Here is a 21516-nt window from a genome sequence, read left to right as displayed (position 1 = left end):
GGCACGAACGTCATGGCCGCAGCCACCGCCCGGGCGGGGCTCTCGACGGCGATCACCGCCACCGGGCTGCGCAAGTCGTACGGCGGCAAGCCGGTGCTCGACGGCATCGACCTGAGCGTCGCCAAGGGCACGGTCTTCGCGCTGCTCGGGCGCAACGGCGCCGGCAAGACCACCACCGTGGAGATCCTCTCCACCCTGGTGACACCCGACGCGGGCGAGGTGCGCGTCGCGGGCCACGACCTGCTCCGGGAGGCCCACGACGTACGGGCGGCGATAGGGGTGACCGGTCAGTTCTCGGCGGTGGACAACCTGCTCACCACGGAGGAGAACCTGGTCCTCATGGCGGACCTGCACCACCTCGGCCGCCGGGAAGGCCGGGCGCGCGCCCGCGACCTGCTGGTCCGCTTCGACCTCACCGAAGCCGCCCGCAAGCCCGCACGCACGCTCTCCGGCGGCATGCGGCGCAGGCTCGACCTGGCGATGACCCTGGTCGGAGAGCCGCGCGTCCTGTTCCTGGACGAGCCCACGACCGCCCTGGACCCGCGCAGCCGCCGCACCGTGTGGGAGATCGTCCGCGATCTGGTCGACGACGACGGCGTCACCGTCTTCCTGGCGACGCAGCACCTGGACGAGGCGGACCGACTGGCGGACCGCATCGCGGTCATGGACCAGGGCAGGCTGGTCGCCGAGGGCAGCGCCGAGGAGCTGAAGCGGCGCATCCCCGGCGGCCGCATCCGGCTGCGCTTCGCCGACGCCCACGACCTGGACACGGCCGCCCGCCGCTTCGGCGCGGGCTCGTGCGACAGCGAGGCGCTCACCCTGGACCTCCCCAGCGACGGCAGCGTGCCCACCCTGCGGGCCGTCCTGGACGTCCTGGAGGCCGCGTCCGTGGAGGCCGAGGCCCTGACGACGCACCTGCCCGGCCTCGACGACGTCTTCCACACCCTCACCGGGCGGCCGTGTCCTCAGAGGCTGTGGGCGACCGGGTGACGGGGTTCGTAGAAGGCGAGCTCGCCCCCGCTGGGCAGGCGGACCGCCGCGAGACGGCCCCAGGGCTGGTCGCTGATCGGCCGCGTGAGCTCGACGCCCTTCGCCGCGAACTCCTCCACCTGAGCGGTGATGTCGTCGCACATCAGGTACAGCTCGTGTTTGGGCTCGTCCGTGGTGGGATGGACGGCCAGCTCGGCGGGCGGGAGCCGGAAGATGAGCCAGCCCTGGCCCGCGTCCACCCCGGGAAAGCCCAGCACGTCCCGGATGAAGGCCCGGTCGGCATCGGCGTCCGTGCTGTAGAAGATGGCGTGCGCGCCACTGAACATGCTGCCCTCGCTTGGTCGTTCCGTCCGCACCGGCTTGTCCCCGGCATCCTCGCAGCCGGGCCACGGGCCCCTCGTCGACACGCGCGGCCCGGCCGGAACCTACCCGGTCCGGACGCGGCGGCGGTCGAGCGCCGCTGGAGCGCACGGATGACGGAGGGGCCGACGCGACGGCCCGGAAGCGGCGCGATGAGGGCCTACCGATCGGCCACGGTCCCGGACGCGGCCGTGCGGCGCGAGGCCGCCGCCCGCACCCTCCCTCAGCCGTCCTCGGAACGGCGTGTGCGTTCCTTCGCCGCCGCGGCGCGTGCCATTTCCTGCTCCATCAGGCGGGAGAGCTCCTGGGTCCGTTCGTCGAGCACGATCGGCTCGTCCTCCTCCTTCCACAGCCCCTGTTCCTTGAGGCGGCGCACCTGGACGTCGACGGGGAGGTCGGGGTCGAAGTCGGAGGGGCGCGGGCCCTCGGGCCCGTCGGGGCCGATCCGTACGAGCCGTTCGACGCGGGTCACCCGGAAGCGCCGCTCGGCGACGCTCAGCGCGTTGCGGCGCTTGTCGTCGAGCCGGTCGGCCGCCTCCGCGTACACCGCGCGGGTGGCGTCGTCCAGCTTCAGCGTGAACGGCGCCATCACCCGCAGCCAGGCGGCCAGGGAGTCCCGGGCGCCCTGGGGCGTCGCGTACGCGGCCTCGGGGTCGCGGGCCCGCCACTTCCCGTCCTCCCGCTCGGAGACCATGAAGACGGCGGGCAGCAGCACCCCGCCGGGGTACCGCTCGGCGGCCCGCCAGGCGTCGTCCGTGACCTCGCGGGGCGCGCCGGGCGCGGAGCCGACAAACGCACCAGGTCCAGCTTGAGGATGCCGTCGGCCAGGCCGGTTCCGGTGTACGGGTCGATCACGAAGCCGTTGGTGCGCGAGGGCACCCGGTGCGACTCGCCCGCCTCGCCCGGGTCCGGGTCGGACGGGCGCGGCGGCTCCGGCCCGCTGGGCCCCATACGGATGAAGCGCGAGGCCCGGACGATCCTGAACCGCTCCCCGAGGACGCGCACCTCGTCGACGACCTCCCGGTCCATCCGCGCGGCCGCCGCCAGCCACTTGCGATGCTCCTTGTCCTGCCCGGCGCCCGAGGCGTCCTGCGCCCGCCTCCTGAAGCGTGAGCCCAGCCCGTCCCGGGCGCCCCGCGGGGTGTCGCTGCTGAACTCGGGCAGCTCCCAGCCGCCCGTCTCGCACTCCCTGGCGTGGTAGAACTCCGGAACGCCCACCCCCAGGATCTCCGGGTACCGCTTGCGGGCCTGCCACGCCTCCTGCTCGGCGAACGCGGCGATCGTCCCTTCCTGCGGTGTCACACGGAACGTCAGGAAGGCCGGCACCTGGTCCTCGTAACCGTTCATGCACCGACTGTGCCCGAGCCGGGAACGGCGGTGCGGGGCAAAGTGTGAAATCAACTCATTGTGGGTGACGGTGAGTTGACACGCGCGACCGCCGACGAGGACCCGCCACTGGAGCTCCGCCCTTGAGGTCCGCCACGGACCCGCCCGCCCCGCAGGCCACCCGCGTCACTCAGCGTCACAATGAAACCGTGGAGTGGTTCGTCGCGCCCGACTACTGGCTGAGCCGGCTGGTCTTCCAGCGGGGGCTCGCCGCGATCTACCTCGTCGCGTTCCTGGGCGCGGCCCTGCAGTTCCGGGCGCTGATCGGCGAGCGCGGCATGCTCCCGGTCCCCTGGTTCGTCGAGCGGGTGCCGTTCCGCCGGGCGCCGAGCGTCTTCCACTTCCGCTACTCGGACCGGTTCTTCGCGGGCTGGGCCTGGGCGGGCGTCCTGGTCTCGGCGGGTCTGCTGGCCGGGGTCGACGCCAGGGTGCCGCTGTGGGCGGCGATGCTCCTGTGGCTGCTGCCGTGGGCGCTGTACCTGTCGATCGTGAACGTGGGCCAGACCTGGTACTCGTTCGGCTGGGAGTCGCTGCTCCTGGAGGTGGGGTTCCTCGCGGTGTTCCTGGGCAACGACGAGGTGGCGCCGCCGATCGTCGTGCTGTTCCTGATGCGCTGGGTGCTGTTCCGCGTCGAGTTCGGGGCGGGGCTCATCAAGATGCGCGGCGACGCGTGCTGGCGCAAGCTGACCTGCCTCTACTACCACCACGAGACCCAGCCCATGCCGGGCCCGCTGAGCTGGTTCTTCCACCATCTGCCCAGGCCCTTCCACCGCGTGGAGGTGGCCGCCAACCACGTCACGCAACTGGCCGTGCCGGTCCTGCTGTTCACCCCGCAGCCCGTCGCCACGGCGGCCGCCTCGCTGATGATCCTCACCCAGCTGTGGCTGATCCTGTCGGGCAACTTCTCCTGGCTGAACTGGACGACGGTCGTGCTCGCCGTCAGCGCCGTCGACTTCTCCCCGGCCGCCGGCACCCGGCACTACGCGGCCACCCCGCTCTGGTACGAGGTCGTGGTCCTCGGCGTCGCCGCGTTCCTGCTCGCCCTGAGCTACCGCCCGGCGCGCAACCTGCTCTCCCGCCGCCAGATCATGAACTACTCCTTCGACCCGCTGCACCTGGTCAACACGTACGGCGCGTTCGGCAGCGTCAGCCGGCTGCGGCTCGAAGTCGTCATCGAGGGCACGGCGGACCCGCTGCCGCTGGCCGACGCCGACTGGCGGGAGTACGAGTTCAAGGGCAAGCCCGGGGATCCGCGGCACTGGCCGCGCCAGTTCGCGCCGTACCATCTGCGGCTCGACTGGCTGATGTGGTTCGCCGGTCTCTCCCCGGGCTACGCGCGGCCGTGGTTCGGGCCCCTGGTGGAGCGCCTCCTCGACAACGACCGCGACACCCTGCGCCTGCTCAGACACTCCCCGTTCCCGCCCGACAGCCCGCCCCGCTACATCCGCGCCCGGCTGTTCCGCTACCAGTACACGACGTGGCGCGAGCTGCGGACTACCGGGGCGTGCTGGAAGCGGACGTACGTACGCGACTTCCTGCCGCCCACGCGCCTCGACGCGTAGGAACAGCGGGTGGGACGGGCCGTCCGGCAGGGGGATCAGGCCTGGCAGACCCCGCGCTCGTAGTCGAACGTGGCGGTCGCCTGCGAGTACTTCCACTGCGGGGCGAGCAGCTTCGCCTTCAGCTGGGCGGCGGCCTCGGGGCTCTCCACCACGTATCCGAAGTCCTGCAGCCACGACGGGTACAGGTTCTTGGAGCCGATGTAGAAGGCCGAGTCGTCGACGGAGACCAGCTTGTGGTGCTGGGCGTACGGGTGGCCGTCGGCCCACTTCGGGCTGTCCGAGCTGCGGAAGGTGGCCAGCTGGAGGCTGGAGCACATCTTGGCGCGGGCGGTGCCCTTGTCGCCGGTCAGCAGGGCGAGGCGGTCGCGCAGGGTGTCGCTGATCTCGGAGAGCGACTTGATCTGCGAGTAGCCGCCGCTGCCGACCGCGCCGCGGTTGGCGGGGTCGCTGACGACGATCCGCACCTTCACGCCGGCGGCCATCTTCGCGGCGAGCGCGTCGTAGAGCCGGATGTCGTAGCGCGGCAGCGGCGGACAGGTGGCGTTGAGGTCCTGCTGGGAGATCTCGATGTGGTCGCGCGCGCTGGCCACGAGGGCGCGCAGGGCGCTCTCCTCGGGGTTGACCGTGTCGTAGTCGCGGTCGGCGTTGGTGTTGTCGTGCAGCCCGACGACGCACTTGGTGTCGGCGGCGGTGGGCAGCGTCGGGTTGAACTTCGAGGCGGGGTCGTTGTTCTTGATGCCGACGCCGAGGCCGCCGACGGCGATCACGGGGACGTTGCCGTCGGCCGGGGCCGGGGCGGGCGCGTCCTGCGCGAGGGACGGCATGCAGCCGGCGCCGTTGGAGGAGGCGAACCAGACGCTGGCGATGTTGGACTTGTTCTGGCAGGTCCAGGCCCACAGCGTGTCGAGGTACTTGCCCGCGGAACCGGCGGCCGGTCCGGTCAGCGCGAGGTCGACGTCGGACACCGGGTGGGCGGTGTCGACGTAGTCGTCCTTCCAGCCGTTGATGCCGCCGGTGACGGCCGTCCTGTTGTCGATGACCAGCAGCTTGGAGTGGTTCCACGAGAACGCGGTCTTCGAGGTGGTCATCGACGCCACGTTGAGCGTGATGTTCTTGGCCGCCTCGCCCAGCCTGCCGACGAGCTCGTCGCGGTACTTCGACGGGACCACGTTGAGGTGGTAGATCGGCGCGGCGCCGACGAGGATCCGCACCTTGAGCTTGTTGCCCGCGGCGGCCGAGGCCTTGAGGCCCTCGACGATCGCGTCCTCGAACGCGCCGTTGGGGAACGGCGCGAGCGTGGATATGTCGACCGTGTTCCTGGCCTTGGAGATGTTCTCGGTCATCTTGGCGAGCAGCCGCTTGGTCCCGGGCCGCTCGGCGCACTTGTCGTCACCCCAGCAACCGGGGGTCTGGAGCAGCCAGTCCGAGGGGTCGGCGGCCGAGGCGTCGAGCCGGTTGCCCGCGGTGCGCTCCCAGACGGTGCCCTCCAGGCCCGGCGAGACCTGGCGCAGGGCCTGTTCGACCGCGTCGAGGTGCGAGGTCGCGCCCGGGGCGGGCGGGGTGTCGCCGGAGTCCGCGAGCGCCGGGGCGGCGGGCAGGACCGCGAGCACGGTGGAGCAGGCCACCAGGTGACCGGCGAGGCGGGTGCGGCGGCGAAGCTGACGGTGTGCCAATTCTTTTCGCATTCTGGTCGGGGAGGGCGTTCGCGAACGCCCGCGCGGGGTGGGCGAGTCGGACCAACGGGACCACCCACCAAGATCAACGACTGAGGTTACCAATCGGTCGGAAGCGGTCGGACCCGCCCGGGCACGCGGTGCCCCGCCGATGGCCGAGAACCGCCGGTCGCCGCGCGGCGAGGCCGATGAGGGCGCCCTGTCGTGGCCCGTCCACCGCGACGCGCGCCACCACCCGTGCAGGCCGTCCCGGGGACGTCTGAGCATCCCCGGCGCCGGGCCCGGATCGCTCAAGGGCGCCGCGTGCGACCCTTCTCCTCCTTCGGCGGGGTGGCCGCCGGGGACGGGTGGGGGTCGAGTTCATGGAGCTGTACGCGGTGCAGCAGGTCGGCGAGGTCGGCGCCCGGCCGACGCGCCTCGGCGCGCAGGGCGTCACAGCCGGGACAGCCGTACTGCATCGCACTCCGCCCTCTCAGGAGCCTGCCGGATGCGGCAACTCCATCACGCCGCCCCCGCTCCAGCGGCGCAGCGAAACGATTCGTCACTCCGATGGCCGGTCCCGGGGCGGTGCTCAGGGACGGGGTCCGCGCGGCACCGCGAAGTCGGTGAGCAGGGCGGCGCCGGGTGCGAGGTCCGACCAGGAGCCGCGCCAGGTGAGCACGGCGAGCGCCGCGGTGGGGAACTTGCTCCCGGCCCGGTCCAGGCTCTCGCCGAGGGCCTCCCCGGTGAGCAGCAGGGTCAGGTCCTGGACGCCGGGGTTGTGGCCGACCAGGAGCAGCGTCTCGACGTCGGCGGGTCCCTCGCGCACGGCGTCGAGGAGGTCGCGGGCCTCGGCCGCGTAGAGCCGCGGGTCGTGGCGGACCGGCGGCGGGCTGCCCAGCTCGGCCGCCGCGAGCTCCCAGGTCTCGCGGGCGCGGCGGGCGGTGGAGCACAGGACGAGGTCGGGCAGGCAGTCCGCCGCGCTCAGCCACCGCCCGGCGGCCGGTGCGTCGCGCAGCCCGCGCCGCCCCAGCGGCCGGGCGTGGTCGGAGACACCCTCGGGCCACGCCGACTTGGCGTGCCGCAGGACGACCAGCCGCCGCAGCGGGTTCACGCCCGCGCCCCGGCGGCGGGCGCCTTGCCGATCTCGCGGGTCAGCTCCAGCCCGAGGACGCGGTCGAGCCGGGCGAACGTCTCGAACTTGGCGCCCGCCGGAACATCGGCGTCCGCCGCGAGTCCGCGCAGGAGCCGCAGCACGGCGGCGGTGTCCAGGCTGTCCTCCAGCCCGGCGCGGGCCGTGCGCTCCAGCTCGGCGACGAGCGGCTTGGACGGCTCCTCGGCCCAGCCCGCCACGGCACTCCGCCACTGCGCGAGGAGCCGTTCGGCGCCCTCGACGTCTTCGGCCGTGACCGTGACGGGCTCGTGGTACGGACGGTCGAGCAGCAACAGACGCACGGCGAGCGCGTCCCCTTCCAGGTCCGCGCTCCCGCTCGCCCGCGCCTCAGCGATCTGTACGAACGCGCCGCCCCCGCCCTCGTACGCACGGCCGCTCAGTTGCAGGGCCGGTGGCCCGCCCAGGGCGTCGGCGAGCTCCTCCGGCGTGCCCTCGGCGTCGGCGGGGTGGATGCCGGTGGCGGCGACGCCCGGGACGCGCGGGCCGGTCCGCCCCGTCAGGACGGCCCGGCCGCGCAGCTCGACGACGCGCGCGAGGACATCGCCGGTCAGGAGCACCCGCAGCCCGGTGAGGTCACCCGGCCCGTCGGCCTCCGGCACATGGGCACAGATCCGCAGCGGCCCCCGGCCGACGAGATGATCGACGATTCGCAGCACACCCCCGAGACTAGGCGCTCACCCGCCTAGTGGCAGGGACTCGCGCCACGTGCCCGAAAACGATCGCACCGCTGGGCGGTCAGCGGGCCGTCGAGGCGTACGGGATCAGGGCCATCTCCCGGGCGTTCTTGATCGCGCGGGCGAGTTCGCGCTGCTGCTGGGCGGTGACCCGGGTGACGCGGCGGCTGCGGATCTTGCCTCGGTCGGAGAGGAACTTCCGCAGCAGGTCGGTGTCCTTGTAGTCGATGTAGGTGATGCCCGCCGCGTCCAGCGGGTTGGGGCGCTTGGCCTGCTTCTTGTCGGTGAGGTGGCGGGAACGCATGTCGTACTCCGTAAGAGGTCGTGCCCCGTTCAGCGGACGGGGGCGAGCAGGTCGTCGAAGGCGTGCGGCAGGTGCTGCCAGGACTCGGGGCCCGCCGCGTACTCGGCGTCGGTGAGCAGACAGCCCTCCAGGGCCCGAAGCAGCCCGTCGCGGTCGAGGCCGGGCGAGGTGAAGGTGAGGTGCTGGGCGCGGTCGCCGTGGTCGGGGTGCCAGTCCAGGGCGGCGGCGACCCGGCGGGCCGGGGGCACCAACTCCCAGGCGGCGTCGGGCAGTGCGGCGAGCCAGGGCCCCGCCTCCTCCACGCAGAGCGCGCCCCCGGCCGCGTCCCACATCAGCAGCGTGTCCGGCCGGTCGGCGAGCCAGAACCGGCCCCGGCTGCGCGCGGCCGCGCAGGTCAGGTCCTCCAGGGCGGCGTGGAGCCGGGCCGGGTGAAAGGGCCGGGTGCGGTGCCACACCACGGTGGCGACCCCGTGCTCGTCAGCCTCCTGGGGCAGCAGCGCACATGCGGGATGCTGGCGTTCGGCCGCCGCCCGTACGTCGAACCCGCCCCGCGCGGCGGCCGCGAGGCCGCCCTCCCCCACGGTCACCCGCCGGGCGGTGGAGTGGAGTTGGCCGAGCAGGGCGAGGTCGGCCGGGTCGGGGAACTCGGACGCGGCGAGGGCGAGCACGTTCGCGTACTCCAGCTGGCGGGCCAGGGTGTCCGCGACCGTGCGCTCGTCGCTCGGCGCCGCCGCGAGCCCGTGCTCGGCGAGGTCGTCGCCGCAGCCCAGGCTCGACAGGAGCAGCTCGGGGTCGACGGCGGTGACGACGCCCACGACGTCGAGCACCGCGCCGCAGTGCCGGTCGCCGACCGGGGTGCCGACGACGACCTCGGCCATCACCTTGGGCTCCACGGAGTCCCACAGCTCCACCACCGCCAGCGAGCAGGTGCCGCTGTCGGCGAGGCGGAGCAGCTCGGGCACCAGGTCCTCGCGCAGGGCACAGCACGCGCAGTCGTTGACCAGCGGCGTCTCGTGCGTACGGGTCGTGCCGGCCGCGCCCCACACGCTCGCCCGCACCACGCCGTCGCGCGCGGTGCTCAGGTCGTGGTGCAGGACCTGGGCACCGGGCGACGCGAGCAGCAGCTCGTCCACGGCCGCCCGGCGCACGGCCGCGTGCAGCCCGGCGACCAGGACGACGGGCAGCCGCGGGTGTGCGGGGCTCACCGGGACGTACCTCCGTAGCGGCGCTGGAAGCGCTCCACGCGGCCGGCGGTGTCCAGGACGCGCGCGGTGCCGGTGTAGAAGGGGTGGCTCGCGGAGGAGACCTCCACGTCGATGACGGGGTAGGTGTGGCCGTCGTCCCAGTCGATGGTCTTCTCGCTGGTGGCGGTGGACCTGGTCAGGAAGGCGAATCCGGCGGCGCGGTCGCGGAAGACGACCGGACCGTACGGGGGGTGGATACCGGGCTTCATGGGGCTCAGCGCTCCTCTCGGAAGTCGACGTGACGGCCTACGACCGGGTCGTACTTGCGCAGCGTGAGCCGGTCGGGATCGTTACGGCGGTTCTTGCGGGTGACGTAGGTGAAGCCGGTGCCTGCGGTCGAGCGCAGCTTGATCACCGGGCGCAGTTCGTTGCGTGCCATGACGACCACTATACCGAAATGGTTTTCATTACCGTTAAGGTGGTGACGTACGGAACACCGTCGGCCACGAAGGAGCCCCTCTCCCATGTCCGCCCACTGCCAACTCACCGGCCGCGAGCCCGGGTTCGGCAACGCCGTCTCGCACTCCCACCGCCGCACCCGGCGCCGGTTCGACCCGAACATCCAGCACAAGCGGTACTGGCTGCCCAGCGAGCGCCGCCATGTGCGCCTCACCCTCAGCGCCAAGGGCGTCAAGACCGTCGACACCATCGGCATCGAGCGGGCCGTGGCTCGCATCCGGGCCCGTGGAGCCAAGGTCTGATGGCCAAGAAGAGCAAGATCGCCAAGAACGAGCGGCGCCGTGTGGTCGTGGCCCGGTACGCGGTCCGGCGGGCCGCCCTGAAGGCGATCGTCCGCGACCCCCGCAGCTCCGACGAGGAGCGCGAAGCGGCCCGAGCCGAGCTGGCCCGCCAGCCCCGTGACGCTAGTGCCACCCGCGTCCGCAACCGGGACTCGATCGACGGCCGCCCCCGCGGCCATCTGCGTACGTTCGGCCTCTCCCGGATCAACGTCCGCGCGCAGGCCCACGCCGGACTCCTGCCCGGGGTGCGCAAGTCGAGCTGGTGACCCGGGACCGGCCCTCGGCGGGCAGCCGCCGAGGGCCGGATCCAGGTGTACACAGCGTGACCCTCCGGCAAGCGGGAGGGACCGGAATCCGACCTTCCTGACACAGTTCCGGCCAAAGGGAAGCCGGAAAACGCGGTATCCCCGCTCCATGCGGGAGCTTGTTGTACGCGGGAAGCCCGATGGCCTGCGCGGGGGGAACGATGCCGTACGACCTGGTACCGGGGACGTTCGTCGCCAGGGAGCAGGAGCGGAAACAGGTGCTGGGGGCCGTCCTGGCCAGGAAAGGGGCCGCGGTCGTCGGACCCGCCGGGGTCGGCAGGACGGCCCTGCTCACGGCCGTCACCGCACAGCTCGGCGCCTCCCGCTTCGAAGTCGTCTGGACAGCCGCCACCGAGGCGAGCCGCCAGGTTCCGTTCGGGGTCTTCCGCGGGCTGCTCGGCGTCGGCGGCCGCCTCGACCACGGCCAGGCGTACGGTCTGCTGGGCGCCGAGCTCGCCCGCCGCGCGGGCCGGCGCACCCCGGTGCTGGTCATCGACGACGTCCACCACCTCGACGACGCCTCCGCCGCTCTGACACTGAGCCTGGCCGGTGACGGGAACCTGCGCCTCGTCGTCTCCGCGCAGTCGGGACTGCCCGCCTCCGACGCCGTCGTCGCGCTCTGGAAGGACAGCTATCTGGAGCGCTTCGACATCGCGCCGTTCGGCCCCGCCGACACGGGCCGCCTCGTGCACGCGCTGATGGAAGGCGCCGCCGCCCACCCCACGGTCGACCTGCTCTACCAGTGGACCGGCGGGAATCCGCTCTTCCTCACCGAACTGGTCCGCCACGGCCGCGCCACGCGCCGCCTGGTCAGCGCGGGCGGCCTGTGGTGGTGGCGGGGCCCGCTGAGCGTGCCGCCCCGGCTGGCCGAACTCTTCGAGCGCGAGCTGCGCGGCCTCGACCCGCGCCACCAGGACGCGCTGGCGGCGGTCGCCCTGGGCGAGCCGCTCTCCCTGCCCGTACTGGAGGCGGTCGCCCCGGACGTCGTGGAGAGCCTGGAGGAGCAGGGCCTGCTGTGCACGGTGGAGCTCGGCGGGCAGATCCTGGTCCGGCTCGGCCAGCCGATGCTGGGTGCGGCGCTGCGCCACCGGCTGCCCCGGCTGCGGCGCCGACGGCTCGCCGCGGCCCTGCTCGACGCCTGCACCCCGAGTGGCCCCGACCCGGTGACCCGAGCCCGGTGGCAGCTCGACGCCCATGGCCCGGTCGACTCGGCGCTGCTGATCCGGGCCGCGGAAACGGTTTGCCGCCAGGACCCCGAGCTGGCCTGCCGCTTCGCACGCCGGGCGCTCGAACGCTCCAGCGCCGCCGCCGTACCGCTGGCGCACGCGCTGGTCGAGCTGGGGGACACCGCGCAGGCCCGCAAGGTGCTCGAGCGAACGCGTGAGGCGGCGACCACACCCAGCGGCCGGCTGCGCCTCGCCACGGCCCTCGCCGCCCACCGCTGCTGGGCGGACCGCGACCCGGCGGGCGCCGCCGACGAACTCGTCGCCCTGCGCGCCGAGGCGACGGCGCCCAGCGCCCAGGCCGCGCTGGACGGCGTCCACTCCCTGGTCCTGCTCTTCGGCGGCCGCACCGGCGCGGCGGCGCGGCTCGCCGAGCGGGTCCTGCACCAGGCCTCCCACGGCCCCGGAGTCGCCGCCGCCCGGCTGGCGCTCGCCGCCTCCCTCGCGCTCACCGGCCGTACGGCGGACGCCGCGACGCTGGCCGAGGACCCGTCCCCGGACCGGGCCCTGCCGTCCTACCTGCCCGACCTCGCCCCCTCGCTGCGCGCCTTCGCACAGCTGTGGCCCGCCTCCGACCTGCGCAGACCCATCGGCCGCCGCCCGGTCCAGGGCCTGCCGCCCGGCGGGGAGGGGGCGTTGCTCGGCGGCTACCTCCAGTGGGTGCGCGGCCTTCGTACGGACGCGATGGCACGGCTGCGCGAGGCGGTGGTCCAACAGGCGGGCGGCCCCCGCCTGTTCCTGACCGAGGCCTCCAGCTGGCTCGCCATCTGCCTGGCCGAGGAGCAGCGCCCCGACTGCGCCGAGCAGGCCATCGCCCCCTGCTGGTCGGACCGGGTGGCGGTGGTTCCCGGCCAAGTGCACCGGGCGGCCGCGGTGATCGCGGCCGCGCGCGGCGACACGGCGGGCGCGGCGGTCTCGATGCGGGCCGCCGTGGACGCGGCACGGGAGGCCGGGTGCTGGGCGGTGGAGGCCGAGTACCTGACCTACGCGGCGTGGCTGGGCCCCGCAGGACCGCCGCCCGCCGTCCTCGACCGGCTGGCCGAGGTCGTCCGCCACGTCGACGCGCCCCGCCTCGTCACGGGCGCGGAGGCCGTGCTCGCTCTGGCCCGAGGCGCCGGTACGGAACTGCTCGACCACGCCGTACGCCTCGACGCGCTCGGCCTCAGCACCCAGGCGTGGCGGCTCGCGGAGCGCGCGGCCGCCACGCTCCAGCAGCAGGGCGGCAGCCGCCGGGGCGACGCCGTGGTGCTGGTGGGCCGGCTGCGCGAGCGGCTCGGGGTGGCTCCGCCGCCCGCCCAGCCGGTCGCGCTCACCACCCGCGAGGTGGAGATCGCCTCACTGGCCGCCGGTGGTCTGTCCGACCGGGCGATCTCCCACCGGCTCGCGGTGTCCGTCCGTACCGTCGAGAGCCACCTCACCCGGATCTACCGCAAGCTCGGCGTGCACTCCCGCCGCGACCTGCCGCCCGTGTTGCGCGGCTGAGGCGGCGGGGGCCGAGGTGTAGGCGGCGGCGTGGAGCGCGTACATGTCCGCGTAGCGGCCGCCGCGCGCCAACAGGTCGGTGTGCGTGCCCTGTTCGACGATCCGGCCGCCGTCCAGGACGACGATCAGGTCCGCTTCGCGCACGGTGGTGAACCGGTGCGACACGATCACGGTGATCGTCGCCGGGCCGGACGCGCCCGCCCGCAGATACCTGCCGAGCAACTCGGCCTCGCTGTCCGGGTCGAGGCTGGCGGCGGGCTCGTCGAGGAGGACGAGGGCGGGCCGGGTGCGCATCCGGGCGCGGGCCAGCGCCAGCTTCTGCCACTGCCCGGCCGACAGGTCCGTGCCGTCGGGGAACGTCCGGCCGAGCTGGGTGTCAAGCCCCCGGCCCAGCCCCGCCACCACGTCGGCCGCCCCCGCCGACTCCAGGGCGGCCCACACCGCCGCCTCGTCGTCCAGCGCCCCGAGCTCACCGAGCCCGACCGCCTCCCGGGCGAGCAGCTCGAACCGGCAGAAGTCCTGGAAGCACGCCGTGATCCGCGCCGACCACTCCTGCGCGGACATCCCCGCCAGGTCCTGGCCGCCGAAGGTGATCCGCCCGGCCGACACCGGTTGCAGCCCGGCCAGCAGCGCGATCAGCGTGGACTTGCCCGCCCCGTTGTCGCCGACCACCGCGACGGTGGTCCCGGCGGGCAGGGTCAGGTCGACGGGCCCGAGCGCCGGTTCCGTACGGCCGGGGTACGTGAACGAGACGCCGTCCAGGACGAGTTCGCCTCCGGATTCCCGTACGTGGCCCGGCCGCGCGGTGTCCTGCCGCGCCCCGCTCTCCCCCGCGTAGTCGACCAGCCGCAGATACAGCGCGACCGTGTCGAGCGAGCGGCGCAGCCAACCGATCAGCCAGCCGAGGCCGGTGGTCGCGCCGACCAGCCGCGTACTGAGCAGCAGGACCAGCACCGCCTGGCCCGCCGAACCGGTTCCGTCGACCACCGCGCGCGAGATGAGGTAGAGCCCTCCGATGAGCGCCGCCGCGAAGACCAGCCATCCCGCCGCGACCGCGACCGCGCCCTTGGCCCGGGCCGCCTCGCGCGGGCCGCTCGCCGCGAGGAAGGCGTCCCGGTGGCGCGTCGAGAGCTCACCGGCGAGCCGGTACAGCCGCACCTCGCGGGCCGGTGCCGGATCGGTGGCCAGGGAGAACACGGCCCGGCGGCGGCGGTCGGCCTCGGCGCCCGCCCGCTCGGCCCCGGCCACGAGCCGTGCCTGCCAACGGTTGGCGGCGGCCAGCGGCACGATCGTCAACGGCAGCAGCGCGAGCAGCGGATGTGCGCCCGCGAGGAGGATGAGCGCGCCCAGGAACCGGGCCACCAGGTTCGCGTTCTCCACCAGCGCGGCCAGCGCGGTGCCGAACTCCCCGCGCCGCTGGCGCACCACCTCGGCGCTGTCGAGGAACTCGGGGTCCTGGTAGTGCCCGATGTGCGGCGGGGCCGAGCACAGGTCCATCAGCCTGCGGTCGAATTCGAGGCCGACGCGGTGCTGGAGCACCAGCCGCAGATCGGTGGCGATCGCGGCGGCCTGGTGCACGAAGACGGTGACGCCGAGCAGCAGCAGCCCGCCGCGCACCGCCTCGGTGCGGTTGTGGCCGCTGGCGCCGTCGACCATCCACTGGAGGCCCATGGCTTGGAGCGCCGCCACCACGTTGAGCAGCGGGGAGAGGGTCAGGACGACCAGGGCGCGCCGGGGGTCAGCCTTGACCGCGGTCCCGATCAGGAGGCGGATGGCTGCGAGGCTCTTACGCACGGCTGCTTCCTTCCCGTACGCCCTGCTCCATGAAGGGCTGCGACTGCACGCGGAACATCCGTGCGTACCGGCCGTCGGCGGCGAGCAGTTCGTCGTGCGTGCCGTACTCCCCGATCCGGCCGTCCTGGACGACGGCGATGCGGTCCGCGAGGCGGACGGTGGCGAAGCGGTGCGAGACGAGGACGGTGGTCAGCCCGGCGGTGATGTCCAGGAAGCGGGCGTACAGCTCGTGTTCCGCCTGGACGTCGAGGTGAGCGGTGGGTTCGTCGAGGACGAGCACGCGGGCGCCGTGCCGGACCGCGTACAGGGCCCGGCTCAGCGCGAGGCGCTGCCACTGCCCGCCGGACAGCTCGGTGCCGTCGGTGTAGGCACCGCTGAGCAAGGTGTCCCAGCCGCCGGGCAGTTCAGCTTCCACCCCGAGGAAGCCGCCGAGCCGGGTGGTCTCGGTGAGCGCCTCGTCATCAGCGGTCGTCTCGATCCGGCCGAAGCCGACGTTGTCGCGTACGGAGAACGGGTAGCGCACGAAGTCCTGGAAGACCACGGCGAGTTGGCGGCGCCAGGCCTCGGGGTCGTGGGCGCGCAGGTCCTGGCCGTCGACGGTGATGCGGCCGCTGTCGGGCAGATAGAGCCCGGCGAGGAGCTTGGTGAGGGTGCTCTTGCCCGCGCCGTTGTCCCCGACGATCGCCAGCGAGGAGCCGGCCGGGAGGACCAGGTCGAGGCCGTCGAGGACCCGGCCGCGGCCGCCCGGGTAGGCGAAGCCGACCTTCTCGAAGCGGATCTCCCCCCGCGGCAGCCCGGCCGCACCGAGCCGCACCGCCTCCCCGGCCGTCTCCAGCTCGCCGACCGCCAGCGCGGCCGGGATCGCGGCGCTCGCCGTGTGCAACATCCACTGGAGGTCCCCGCTGAAGCCGAGCGCGAACAGCCCGAGCAACGCCTGCAGGGCGACGGTCAGTTGCTCCACCGACCGCTCGCCGTGGGTGGCCTGGTGGACCAGCGGGAGGACGACCGCGAGGTGCGCGGCGAGCAGCAGCAGGATCGCCAGGGTGTGGCGGCGCGGGCTGACCCTGGCGCGGCGCATCTGCACCATGCCGTCCCACCAGGCCGTGGTGAACCGCTCGACCAGCCAGGAGCGCAGGCCGAACAGGCGCACCTCCTTGGCGGCGGGCGCCGTGATGGCGACCTCGCGCAGATAGGCGGCGCGGCGCAGTTGCGCGGTCTCGCCCGCGTGCGCGGAGACCGACCGTCCGATCTCCTTCTCCTGCCAGCGCCCGGTGACCACCCAGGCGGAGCCCAGGACGACCGGCATCCACCACTGCCCGGCCCAGCCGAGCAGCACGGCCGACACCAGTCCGGTCAGCCGCAGCGGTACCAGCCCGGCGAGCGCGGTGACCGCCTGCCCCGGGGGGTGCGCGCCGAGGCCGACGGCCCGGGCGCGCTCGATGCGGTCGGCCACGTCCGCGTCGTCCAGGTGGCCGATCTGGGCCGGGCGCAGGGCTCCGTCGACCGTGGTCTGGGCCGTCGCCCCGTCGAGCGCGGTACCGAGGCGCCAGGCGAGCATCGTACGGATCGGGTCGAGCACGACGTCGAGGAAGAGCACCACGCCGAGCAGCACGAGTCCGACGGTCACGCCGTGCATCGACTTGGAGGCGTCCGTCAGCGCCGCCACCAGCCGCCCGGTGGCCAGCGGCAGCAGCGCACTGCCCGCGGCCTGCCCGACGACGAGCACGGCGAGCGCGAAGGTCAGCCCCTTGGCGGCCCGGGGCAACTGCCGCACCAGCAGCAGGACATCACTGCCGGCCCGGTCACTGTTCTTCTTCTTGCTCTCGTTGGTGCCTCTGCTGTCGACCTTCATGAACCGGTTCACCTCCGCCGGACGGGGTTCGCCGGCCTTCCCGGCCGACGGGTGCGGTGGCCGCTCCGGGACGGAAGCGGCCACCGCCTTCGCGTTAGCGACCGGTACCGACGGTCGGGGGCGGATACATCATGAGGCTCACCTCCTCCGTGCTCTGGGTCACAGGAGAGGAAGCTAGCCGCTGGACCGGGCCGAGGAGATCCGTATTCGACTACGTAACTCAAAGCCGCCGGTACGGAGTTGGGGGCGCGCGGGTTCCGTAGGTATCCCGGGTGCGTACGTACGCGCCCGCGCTCATTGCGTACTTCGCCACGGAAGACCGGCGGGCCGGGCGTTCGTAGCGTGCGGATCCGGCGACGTGTGTCGCCCCCGCGGCCTGGAGGTACGCCCATGGACACCGTCGAGAACCCCAACGCCATCATCTGGGACGTCACGTTCGCCTGCCCGCTGCGCTGCTACCACTGCTATACGGAGTCGGGGCGGCGCCCGGCGAAGAACCTCAGCCACGACGAGATGATGCGGGTCGCGGACGCGATCCTCTCCCTTGAGCCGCAGCAGATCACCCTGTGCGGCGGCGAGCCGCTGACCATCAAGCGGATCGTGGACGTCGCCCGGTACTTCGCGGACGCCGGGTTGGTGGTCTTCGTCTACACCAGCGGCTGGGCGGTGCCGGCGGCGACGGTCGAGGCGCTGGCCGGGACGGTGTCCAAGATCGTGGTGAGCCTCGACGGGGCGACGGCCGCGACCCACGACCGGATACGGGGGCGCGCGCGTTCCTTCGAGCGGGCGACCGGCGCACTGGCCCGGATCGACGCGGAGGTGGGGCGCAGGCTCGCGGCGGGCCTCCCGGCCCCGCGCTTCGGCATCGACTACGTCGTCATCCGCAGCAACTTCGACGAGATGGACCGGATGTGCGCGGAGGTGGCACCCCGCTTCCCGCACCTGGAGACCCTGTACTTCGGGGCGGTGGTGCCGACGGGGCTGGCCAGCCGCCCCTCGTTCGTCGAGCACGAGCTGCTGCGGGACGAGCAGGTGGCCGAGCTGATCGCGCCCGAGACCCGGCGCCGGCTCCAGGCGGCCGCCCCCGCGTCGGTCGCCGTGGAGACCACCGAGAACTTCGAGGTGCAGATGAACCCGGAGTTCCTCGCGCGCACCCCGAGCTTCCGCCCGATGGAGATCGAGCCGGACGGCGAGGTGCGCGCCATGCCGATCTACGAGGGCACGGTGGGCAGCCTGCTCACCGAGGACCCGCTGGTCCTGTGGCGGCGGTCCCGGGCGCGCTGGGACGACCCGTTCGTGGTCGACTGCCTCAACGCCATCCGCACGCGCGCCGACTGGGCCGAGGCGGTGCGCCGCATCGACCTGCGGTTCGGCTCGCCCGAGGTGCGCGAGCGCATCGAGGCCCGCCCGGTCCATGTACCGGCGGCCGGTGGGCGGTTGTGAGAGCGACAGTCAGCGGAAGTCGTCGGCGTGGTCGTCCGCCCAGGTGCGGAACGTACGCGCGGGCTTCCCGGTGATCTCCTCCACCGTGCCGGTGACCAGGTCCGACCGCGACCGCTTCGCGGCGCTCGCCAGCAGGGCCTCCACCAGGGCGGGCGGCCGTCCGTCCGCGAGCATCTGCTCCCGGGCGTCCTCCACGGGCACCTCCTCGAACCGCAGCGGACGCCCGATCGCCTCGCTGATCGCCCGTACCTGCTCGGCCCTGCTCACGACCTCCGGGCCGGTCAGGACGTGCTTCACCGCCACCTGCCGGGGATCGGCCAGCGCCCGCACCGCCACCGCCGCGACATCGCGCTCGTGGACCACGGCGGTGGGCGCGATGTCCGGGCCGCGCACCACCCCGGTGTCCCGGATCTGCCCGGCCCAGCCGAGCGTGTTGGAGGCGATGGTGTTCGACCGCAGGACGGCCCGCTCAAGCCCGGACCCCTCGATCAACGCCTCCATGTCGGCGTGCAGTTGGTTGATGGGATCGCTCTGCCGGTCGACGTCCTCGCGCACGCCCGACGACGAGAGGTACACGACCCTGCGCGCCTGCCGCCCGATCGCCTCCAGGGCGGTGGGCGCACCCTCCGTGGTGAGGAACGGCCAGATCAGGAACACCGTCTCGATCCCCGCCAGCGCCGCCTCCAACGACTCCGGCTCCGCCAGGTCCCCCGTCGCGACCTCGACGCCGTTCAGCACCCCGGCCGGTTGCGGCCGACGCGTCAACGCCCGTACTCCGATGCCCTCTGCCACGAGTTGCGCGACCACCTGACTGCCCACGTTGCCGGTCGCGCCGGTCACCAGAATCCTGTTCATGATCAGCTCAACCGGTCGGTGCACGGGATATTCCGCAGCCGCCCTCGGGCATGGGCGCTGGTCCCGGCGGTCGTCACCGAGGTCGCGATCGGCCGCCGGGACCTGTGAGCCCTGCGGTTGGGCGGTGTCAGACGACCGTGAAGCCGTGGCGGGCGCCGAGCCGGGTGAGCGAGTCGCGGCCGGGGATCCCGTCCGCGTCCGGGCCCGAATAGCCGCACCGCCGCTGCCAGGCGGCGTACGCCGTCTTCGTCTTGGTGCCGAACGAGCCGTCCACCCAGGTGGCGCTGAGCAGCCCCTCCGCTTGCAGGGCGCGCTCCACGACCAGGACCTCCGCCTTGTAGGTGGTGCCGCCCTGCGGGAGGCCGGGGTCGCGCCTGGCCGCGGCGACGACATGGACCAGCGAGACCTTCGCCTTCGGCGGCGCCCCGGTGAACTGGGGCCAGGAGCCGGGGTCCTGATGGGTGTTCTCCGGCACCTGCTGGTGTCCGTACCAGCCCCCTTGTGTCTCCCACACGTGCTCGTCGCGGCGCGAGGTGAAGTCGACCGGCCGCCCCATGGGCCAGGTGTCGGGCACGCCCCAGGAGCGCACCCAGGCGTTCAGCGTCGCCCAGCCGGCGCAGGGGGTGTCGACGAGCCTGGCGTAGACCTTGCCGTTGACCCGGCAGTACGGGAAGAAGTGCGACTCGATCTGGATGACGACCGAGCCCGCTCTGTTGGTGCGGGTGCCGCCGGATAAGTCGACCAGCGACTTGGAGCGCGAGTTCGCCGGGAAGAACTGGGTGAACGCGCCGGTGAAGGGCGACCAGAGGATATGGGGGGCGGACGTCTTGCCGTCGGGGTTGCGGCCGAACCAGTCCTGCAGGTTCCCGTACGGCACCTGGTCCTGGGGATGGGCGGCGGTGGCGTTCTTGTCCCAGGTGATGTGGGCGATCGCCTTGGCGGGGTAGGTGCTGTCGGTGGGGGCGTGGTCTCCCACGTCGATGCGTTGTGCGCCGGGCAGCCAGAGGTCGGGCATCGAAGCCTCCAGAGCGGAGCCCCGGTCGTGCGGGGCCCGTGGGGGGAACGGGTGGGGGGCCGGCTGATGACGTCGAAGCCGAAGGCCCCCCACGGGCACGTCCCGCCGAGGTGTTCCATGACTCTCCGTCGACCAGCCGGGGGTCGAGGCGGAGTTGGCCTGTCATGAACAGTGTTGCGCGCAACGACCCTGCCGAAACGATTCGGTGGGTCTCCTTGGCAAGGGCATTACCGGCGGCCCCATCCACATCGCGAGGCCGGGCAGCCGCAGGCCCGTCTGCCGGGCCGCGGGCCGGAGTTGCCGTGTCGCACCGGGCCCGGTGAACACCATCGCGAATTCGTCGGTGTTGTTGTGCGGGGCGAAGGCGGGTTCGGAGGCGCCCGGGTCCGCGACCTCCGCGAGCGTGACGCACTCCCCGGAATCCGGATCGTGCAGCGCGTCCGACTGCGGCTGCCCGTCCAGGCCGACGTACTTGTACGAGAAGTCGCCGGTCGCGGCGTTGGCCGTGCCCGAGACGGTGAGCAGGAGTACGAAGGTGCCGGCCGTGACGGTGGCGGCAGCGGTGCGGAGGCGCATGGAGACAACCCTTTCGAAGAGCAACCGACGCGCACAGCACGCGCGTCAAGATCACCCTAGTGGTCACTCTCCGTGAGCAATCGATTCTCCACTGCTATGAGATCTAACGGAAAGCGTGGTTTATCCCTTCACGCTCCGCACACTCCGTACGCCCGCATCCGGCCACGAGCGGCGGCGCAGCTGCGCCCAGGTGTGCAGCGGGCCGCGCCACTCCTCCGTCGACACCGGCAGTTCGGCGCCGTTCACGACGAGGGGCATGAGCCGCAGGAACTGCAGATAGGCCCGGGCGGCGGCCTCCTCGCACAGCGCGGCGCCGGTGGCGTCCTCCGCGACGGGGAAGCGCTCCACCTCGACGATCGGCCCCGCGTCCACCCGCTCGACCATGTGGTGGCAGGTCACCCCGAAGGTGTCCGCCGACCGCGCCAGCGCCACCTCGTACATCCCCACGCCCCGGATGTCGGGCGGCCCGGGACGGAAGTTGAGGGCGCCGCGGCGGGCGCGCTTCAGCTCCTGGCCGGACAGGACGTAGTCGGCCTGGAAACCGACTATCCAGTCGCCCTCCCAGCCGCCGAGCGGGTCGTGGGCGACCGGGTCGCCGTGCTCCCACAGCATGTGCGCGACGGCCGCGCCGCTCGCCCGGGCGAACCGCCCGACCAGTTCGCCCCACGCCGACCTGTCCGTGACCAGCAGCAACGACGGATCGCCCCGTCGCGCGCGATGAAGTCCCACGCGTCCCCCTCGCTCGGGCCCGCCTCCCCGGCATGAGCCAGGGTGCTGACGGGGTGCCGGGTCGTCAAGAGCGCTCGGGAGCGGGCGCCCGGCGGACGCGCCCCGCTTCTCCGCGACTTCGGCAACCCCCGTCCCACCGGCCCCGATCGTCGCTGT

Annotated in this window: 20 protein-coding genes and 2 pseudogenes; 6 read left to right on the top strand and 16 right to left on the bottom strand. The window is 73.3% G+C overall.

What is annotated here, in order from left to right; all coding sequences use genetic code 11:
- Positions 1 to 12: 12 nt before the first annotated feature.
- Positions 13 to 990 (top strand): ATP-binding cassette domain-containing protein, encoded by a 978-nt coding sequence (locus IE252_RS10690; RefSeq protein ID WP_190089115.1) that lies wholly within the window; start codon positions 13 to 15, stop codon positions 988 to 990.
- Here the strand turns inward: IE252_RS10690 and IE252_RS10685 are convergent.
- Both IE252_RS10685 and IE252_RS10680 read right to left on the bottom strand, forming a co-directional pair.
- Positions 966 to 1316 (bottom strand): VOC family protein, encoded by a 351-nt coding sequence (locus tag IE252_RS10685; RefSeq protein WP_190089114.1) that lies wholly within the window; start codon positions 1314 to 1316, stop codon positions 966 to 968. The two genes, IE252_RS10690 and IE252_RS10685, sit on opposite strands and share 25 nt — an antisense overlap.
- 257 nt (positions 1317 to 1573) lie before the next feature.
- A pseudogene (locus IE252_RS10680) lies at positions 1574 to 2697 on the bottom strand (DUF5954 family protein).
- 188 nt (positions 2698 to 2885) lie between these two features.
- On the opposite strand from IE252_RS10680, the gene IE252_RS10675 reads away from it, so the two are divergent.
- On the top strand, positions 2886 to 4298 hold the full coding sequence (locus IE252_RS10675; protein ID WP_190089113.1) for a lipase maturation factor family protein: 1413 nt from the start codon (positions 2886 to 2888) through the stop codon (positions 4296 to 4298).
- A gap of 35 nt (positions 4299 to 4333) precedes the next feature.
- Here the strand turns inward: IE252_RS10675 and IE252_RS10670 are convergent, their stop codons facing one another.
- The 8 genes from IE252_RS10670 to rpmG form a co-directional block, all read right to left on the bottom strand.
- Positions 4334 to 5971, bottom strand: coding sequence for a phospholipase D-like domain-containing protein (locus IE252_RS10670; RefSeq protein ID WP_229848197.1), 1638 nt, complete (start codon positions 5969 to 5971; stop codon positions 4334 to 4336).
- Between the two features lie 290 nt (positions 5972 to 6261).
- Positions 6262 to 6429: a hypothetical protein gene (locus IE252_RS10665; protein ID WP_190089111.1), complete on the bottom strand. Its 168-nt coding sequence runs from the start codon at positions 6427 to 6429 to the stop codon at positions 6262 to 6264.
- Positions 6430 to 6542: 113 nt separating this feature from the next.
- Positions 6543 to 7064 (bottom strand): SixA phosphatase family protein, encoded by a 522-nt coding sequence (locus IE252_RS10660; protein ID WP_190089110.1) that lies wholly within the window; start codon positions 7062 to 7064, stop codon positions 6543 to 6545.
- The gene (locus tag IE252_RS10655; protein ID WP_190089109.1) at positions 7061 to 7780 is read right to left on the bottom strand and encodes a hypothetical protein; all 720 of its coding nucleotides are present in this window, start codon (positions 7778 to 7780) and stop codon (positions 7061 to 7063) included. Before IE252_RS10655 ends, IE252_RS10660 begins: the two co-directional genes overlap by 4 nt.
- Before the next feature lie 79 nt (positions 7781 to 7859).
- Positions 7860 to 8102, bottom strand: coding sequence for a 30S ribosomal protein S18 (gene rpsR, locus IE252_RS10650; RefSeq protein ID WP_190089108.1), 243 nt, complete (start codon positions 8100 to 8102; stop codon positions 7860 to 7862).
- A 29-nt stretch (positions 8103 to 8131) separates the two neighbouring features.
- Positions 8132 to 9307: a CobW family GTP-binding protein gene (locus IE252_RS10645; protein ID WP_190089107.1), complete on the bottom strand. Its 1176-nt coding sequence runs from the start codon at positions 9305 to 9307 to the stop codon at positions 8132 to 8134.
- On the bottom strand, positions 9304 to 9555 hold the full coding sequence (locus tag IE252_RS10640) for a type B 50S ribosomal protein L31 (protein WP_190089106.1): 252 nt from the start codon (positions 9553 to 9555) through the stop codon (positions 9304 to 9306). The genes IE252_RS10645 and IE252_RS10640 overlap by 4 nt, the downstream gene beginning before the upstream one ends.
- Positions 9556 to 9560: 5 nt before the next feature.
- The gene (gene rpmG, locus IE252_RS10635) at positions 9561 to 9725 is read right to left on the bottom strand and encodes a 50S ribosomal protein L33 (RefSeq protein ID WP_033321692.1); all 165 of its coding nucleotides are present in this window, start codon (positions 9723 to 9725) and stop codon (positions 9561 to 9563) included.
- An 85-nt stretch (positions 9726 to 9810) separates the two neighbouring features.
- Here rpmG and rpmB point away from each other — a divergent pair, with 85 nt between their 5' ends.
- The 3 genes from rpmB (at position 9811) to IE252_RS43940 (ending at position 13096) form a co-directional block, all read left to right on the top strand.
- Positions 9811 to 10047, top strand: a complete 237-nt coding sequence (gene rpmB, locus IE252_RS10630) for a 50S ribosomal protein L28 (protein ID WP_190089105.1) — start codon at positions 9811 to 9813, stop codon at positions 10045 to 10047.
- Entirely contained in the window at positions 10047 to 10352 is a 306-nt protein-coding gene (gene rpsN / locus IE252_RS10625; protein WP_190089104.1) for a 30S ribosomal protein S14, read from the top strand. The genes rpmB and rpsN overlap by 1 nt, the downstream gene beginning before the upstream one ends.
- A 200-nt stretch (positions 10353 to 10552) precedes the next feature.
- Complete coding sequence (locus IE252_RS43940; protein ID WP_190089103.1) at positions 10553 to 13096, top strand: LuxR C-terminal-related transcriptional regulator; 2544 nt, start codon at positions 10553 to 10555, stop codon at positions 13094 to 13096.
- 264 nt (positions 13097 to 13360) lie between these two features.
- Here the strand turns inward: IE252_RS43940 and IE252_RS43130 are convergent.
- Together IE252_RS43130 and IE252_RS10615 are read right to left on the bottom strand one after the other, a co-directional pair.
- Positions 13361 to 14593, bottom strand: a pseudogene (locus IE252_RS43130) (ATP-binding cassette domain-containing protein); the annotation flags it as partial.
- A 289-nt stretch (positions 14594 to 14882) separates the two neighbouring features.
- The gene (locus IE252_RS10615; protein WP_190089102.1) at positions 14883 to 16742 is read right to left on the bottom strand and encodes an ABC transporter ATP-binding protein; all 1860 of its coding nucleotides are present in this window, start codon (positions 16740 to 16742) and stop codon (positions 14883 to 14885) included.
- Positions 16743 to 17132: 390 nt separating this feature from the next.
- Between IE252_RS10615 and IE252_RS10610 the strand changes: the two genes are divergently transcribed.
- Positions 17133 to 18185: a radical SAM protein gene (locus tag IE252_RS10610; RefSeq protein ID WP_190089101.1), complete on the top strand. Its 1053-nt coding sequence runs from the start codon at positions 17133 to 17135 to the stop codon at positions 18183 to 18185.
- A gap of 9 nt (positions 18186 to 18194) precedes the next feature.
- On the opposite strand, the gene IE252_RS10605 is transcribed toward IE252_RS10610, so the two are convergent.
- The 4 genes from IE252_RS10605 to IE252_RS10590 all read right to left on the bottom strand — a co-directional run bounded on the left by IE252_RS10605 (position 18195) and on the right by IE252_RS10590 (position 21360).
- Complete coding sequence (locus tag IE252_RS10605; protein WP_190089100.1) at positions 18195 to 19040, bottom strand: NmrA family NAD(P)-binding protein; 846 nt, start codon at positions 19038 to 19040, stop codon at positions 18195 to 18197.
- 127 nt (positions 19041 to 19167) lie between these two features.
- Entirely contained in the window at positions 19168 to 20055 is an 888-nt protein-coding gene (locus IE252_RS10600) for a peptidoglycan-binding protein (RefSeq protein ID WP_190089099.1), read from the bottom strand.
- 162 nt (positions 20056 to 20217) lie between these two features.
- Positions 20218 to 20631, bottom strand: coding sequence for a hypothetical protein (locus IE252_RS10595; RefSeq protein WP_190089098.1), 414 nt, complete (start codon positions 20629 to 20631; stop codon positions 20218 to 20220).
- Between the two features lie 120 nt (positions 20632 to 20751).
- Positions 20752 to 21360, bottom strand: coding sequence for a formyltransferase family protein (locus IE252_RS10590; protein WP_190089097.1), 609 nt, complete (start codon positions 21358 to 21360; stop codon positions 20752 to 20754).
- Positions 21361 to 21516 lie beyond the last annotated feature (156 nt).

This window comes from Streptomyces melanogenes (assembly GCF_014649795.1).
Taxonomy (GTDB): Bacteria; Actinomycetota; Actinomycetes; order Streptomycetales; family Streptomycetaceae; genus Streptomyces; species Streptomyces noboritoensis.
The sequence above is the reverse complement of the archived record's forward strand: the minus strand, read 5'-3'. Positions and strand labels throughout refer to the sequence as shown.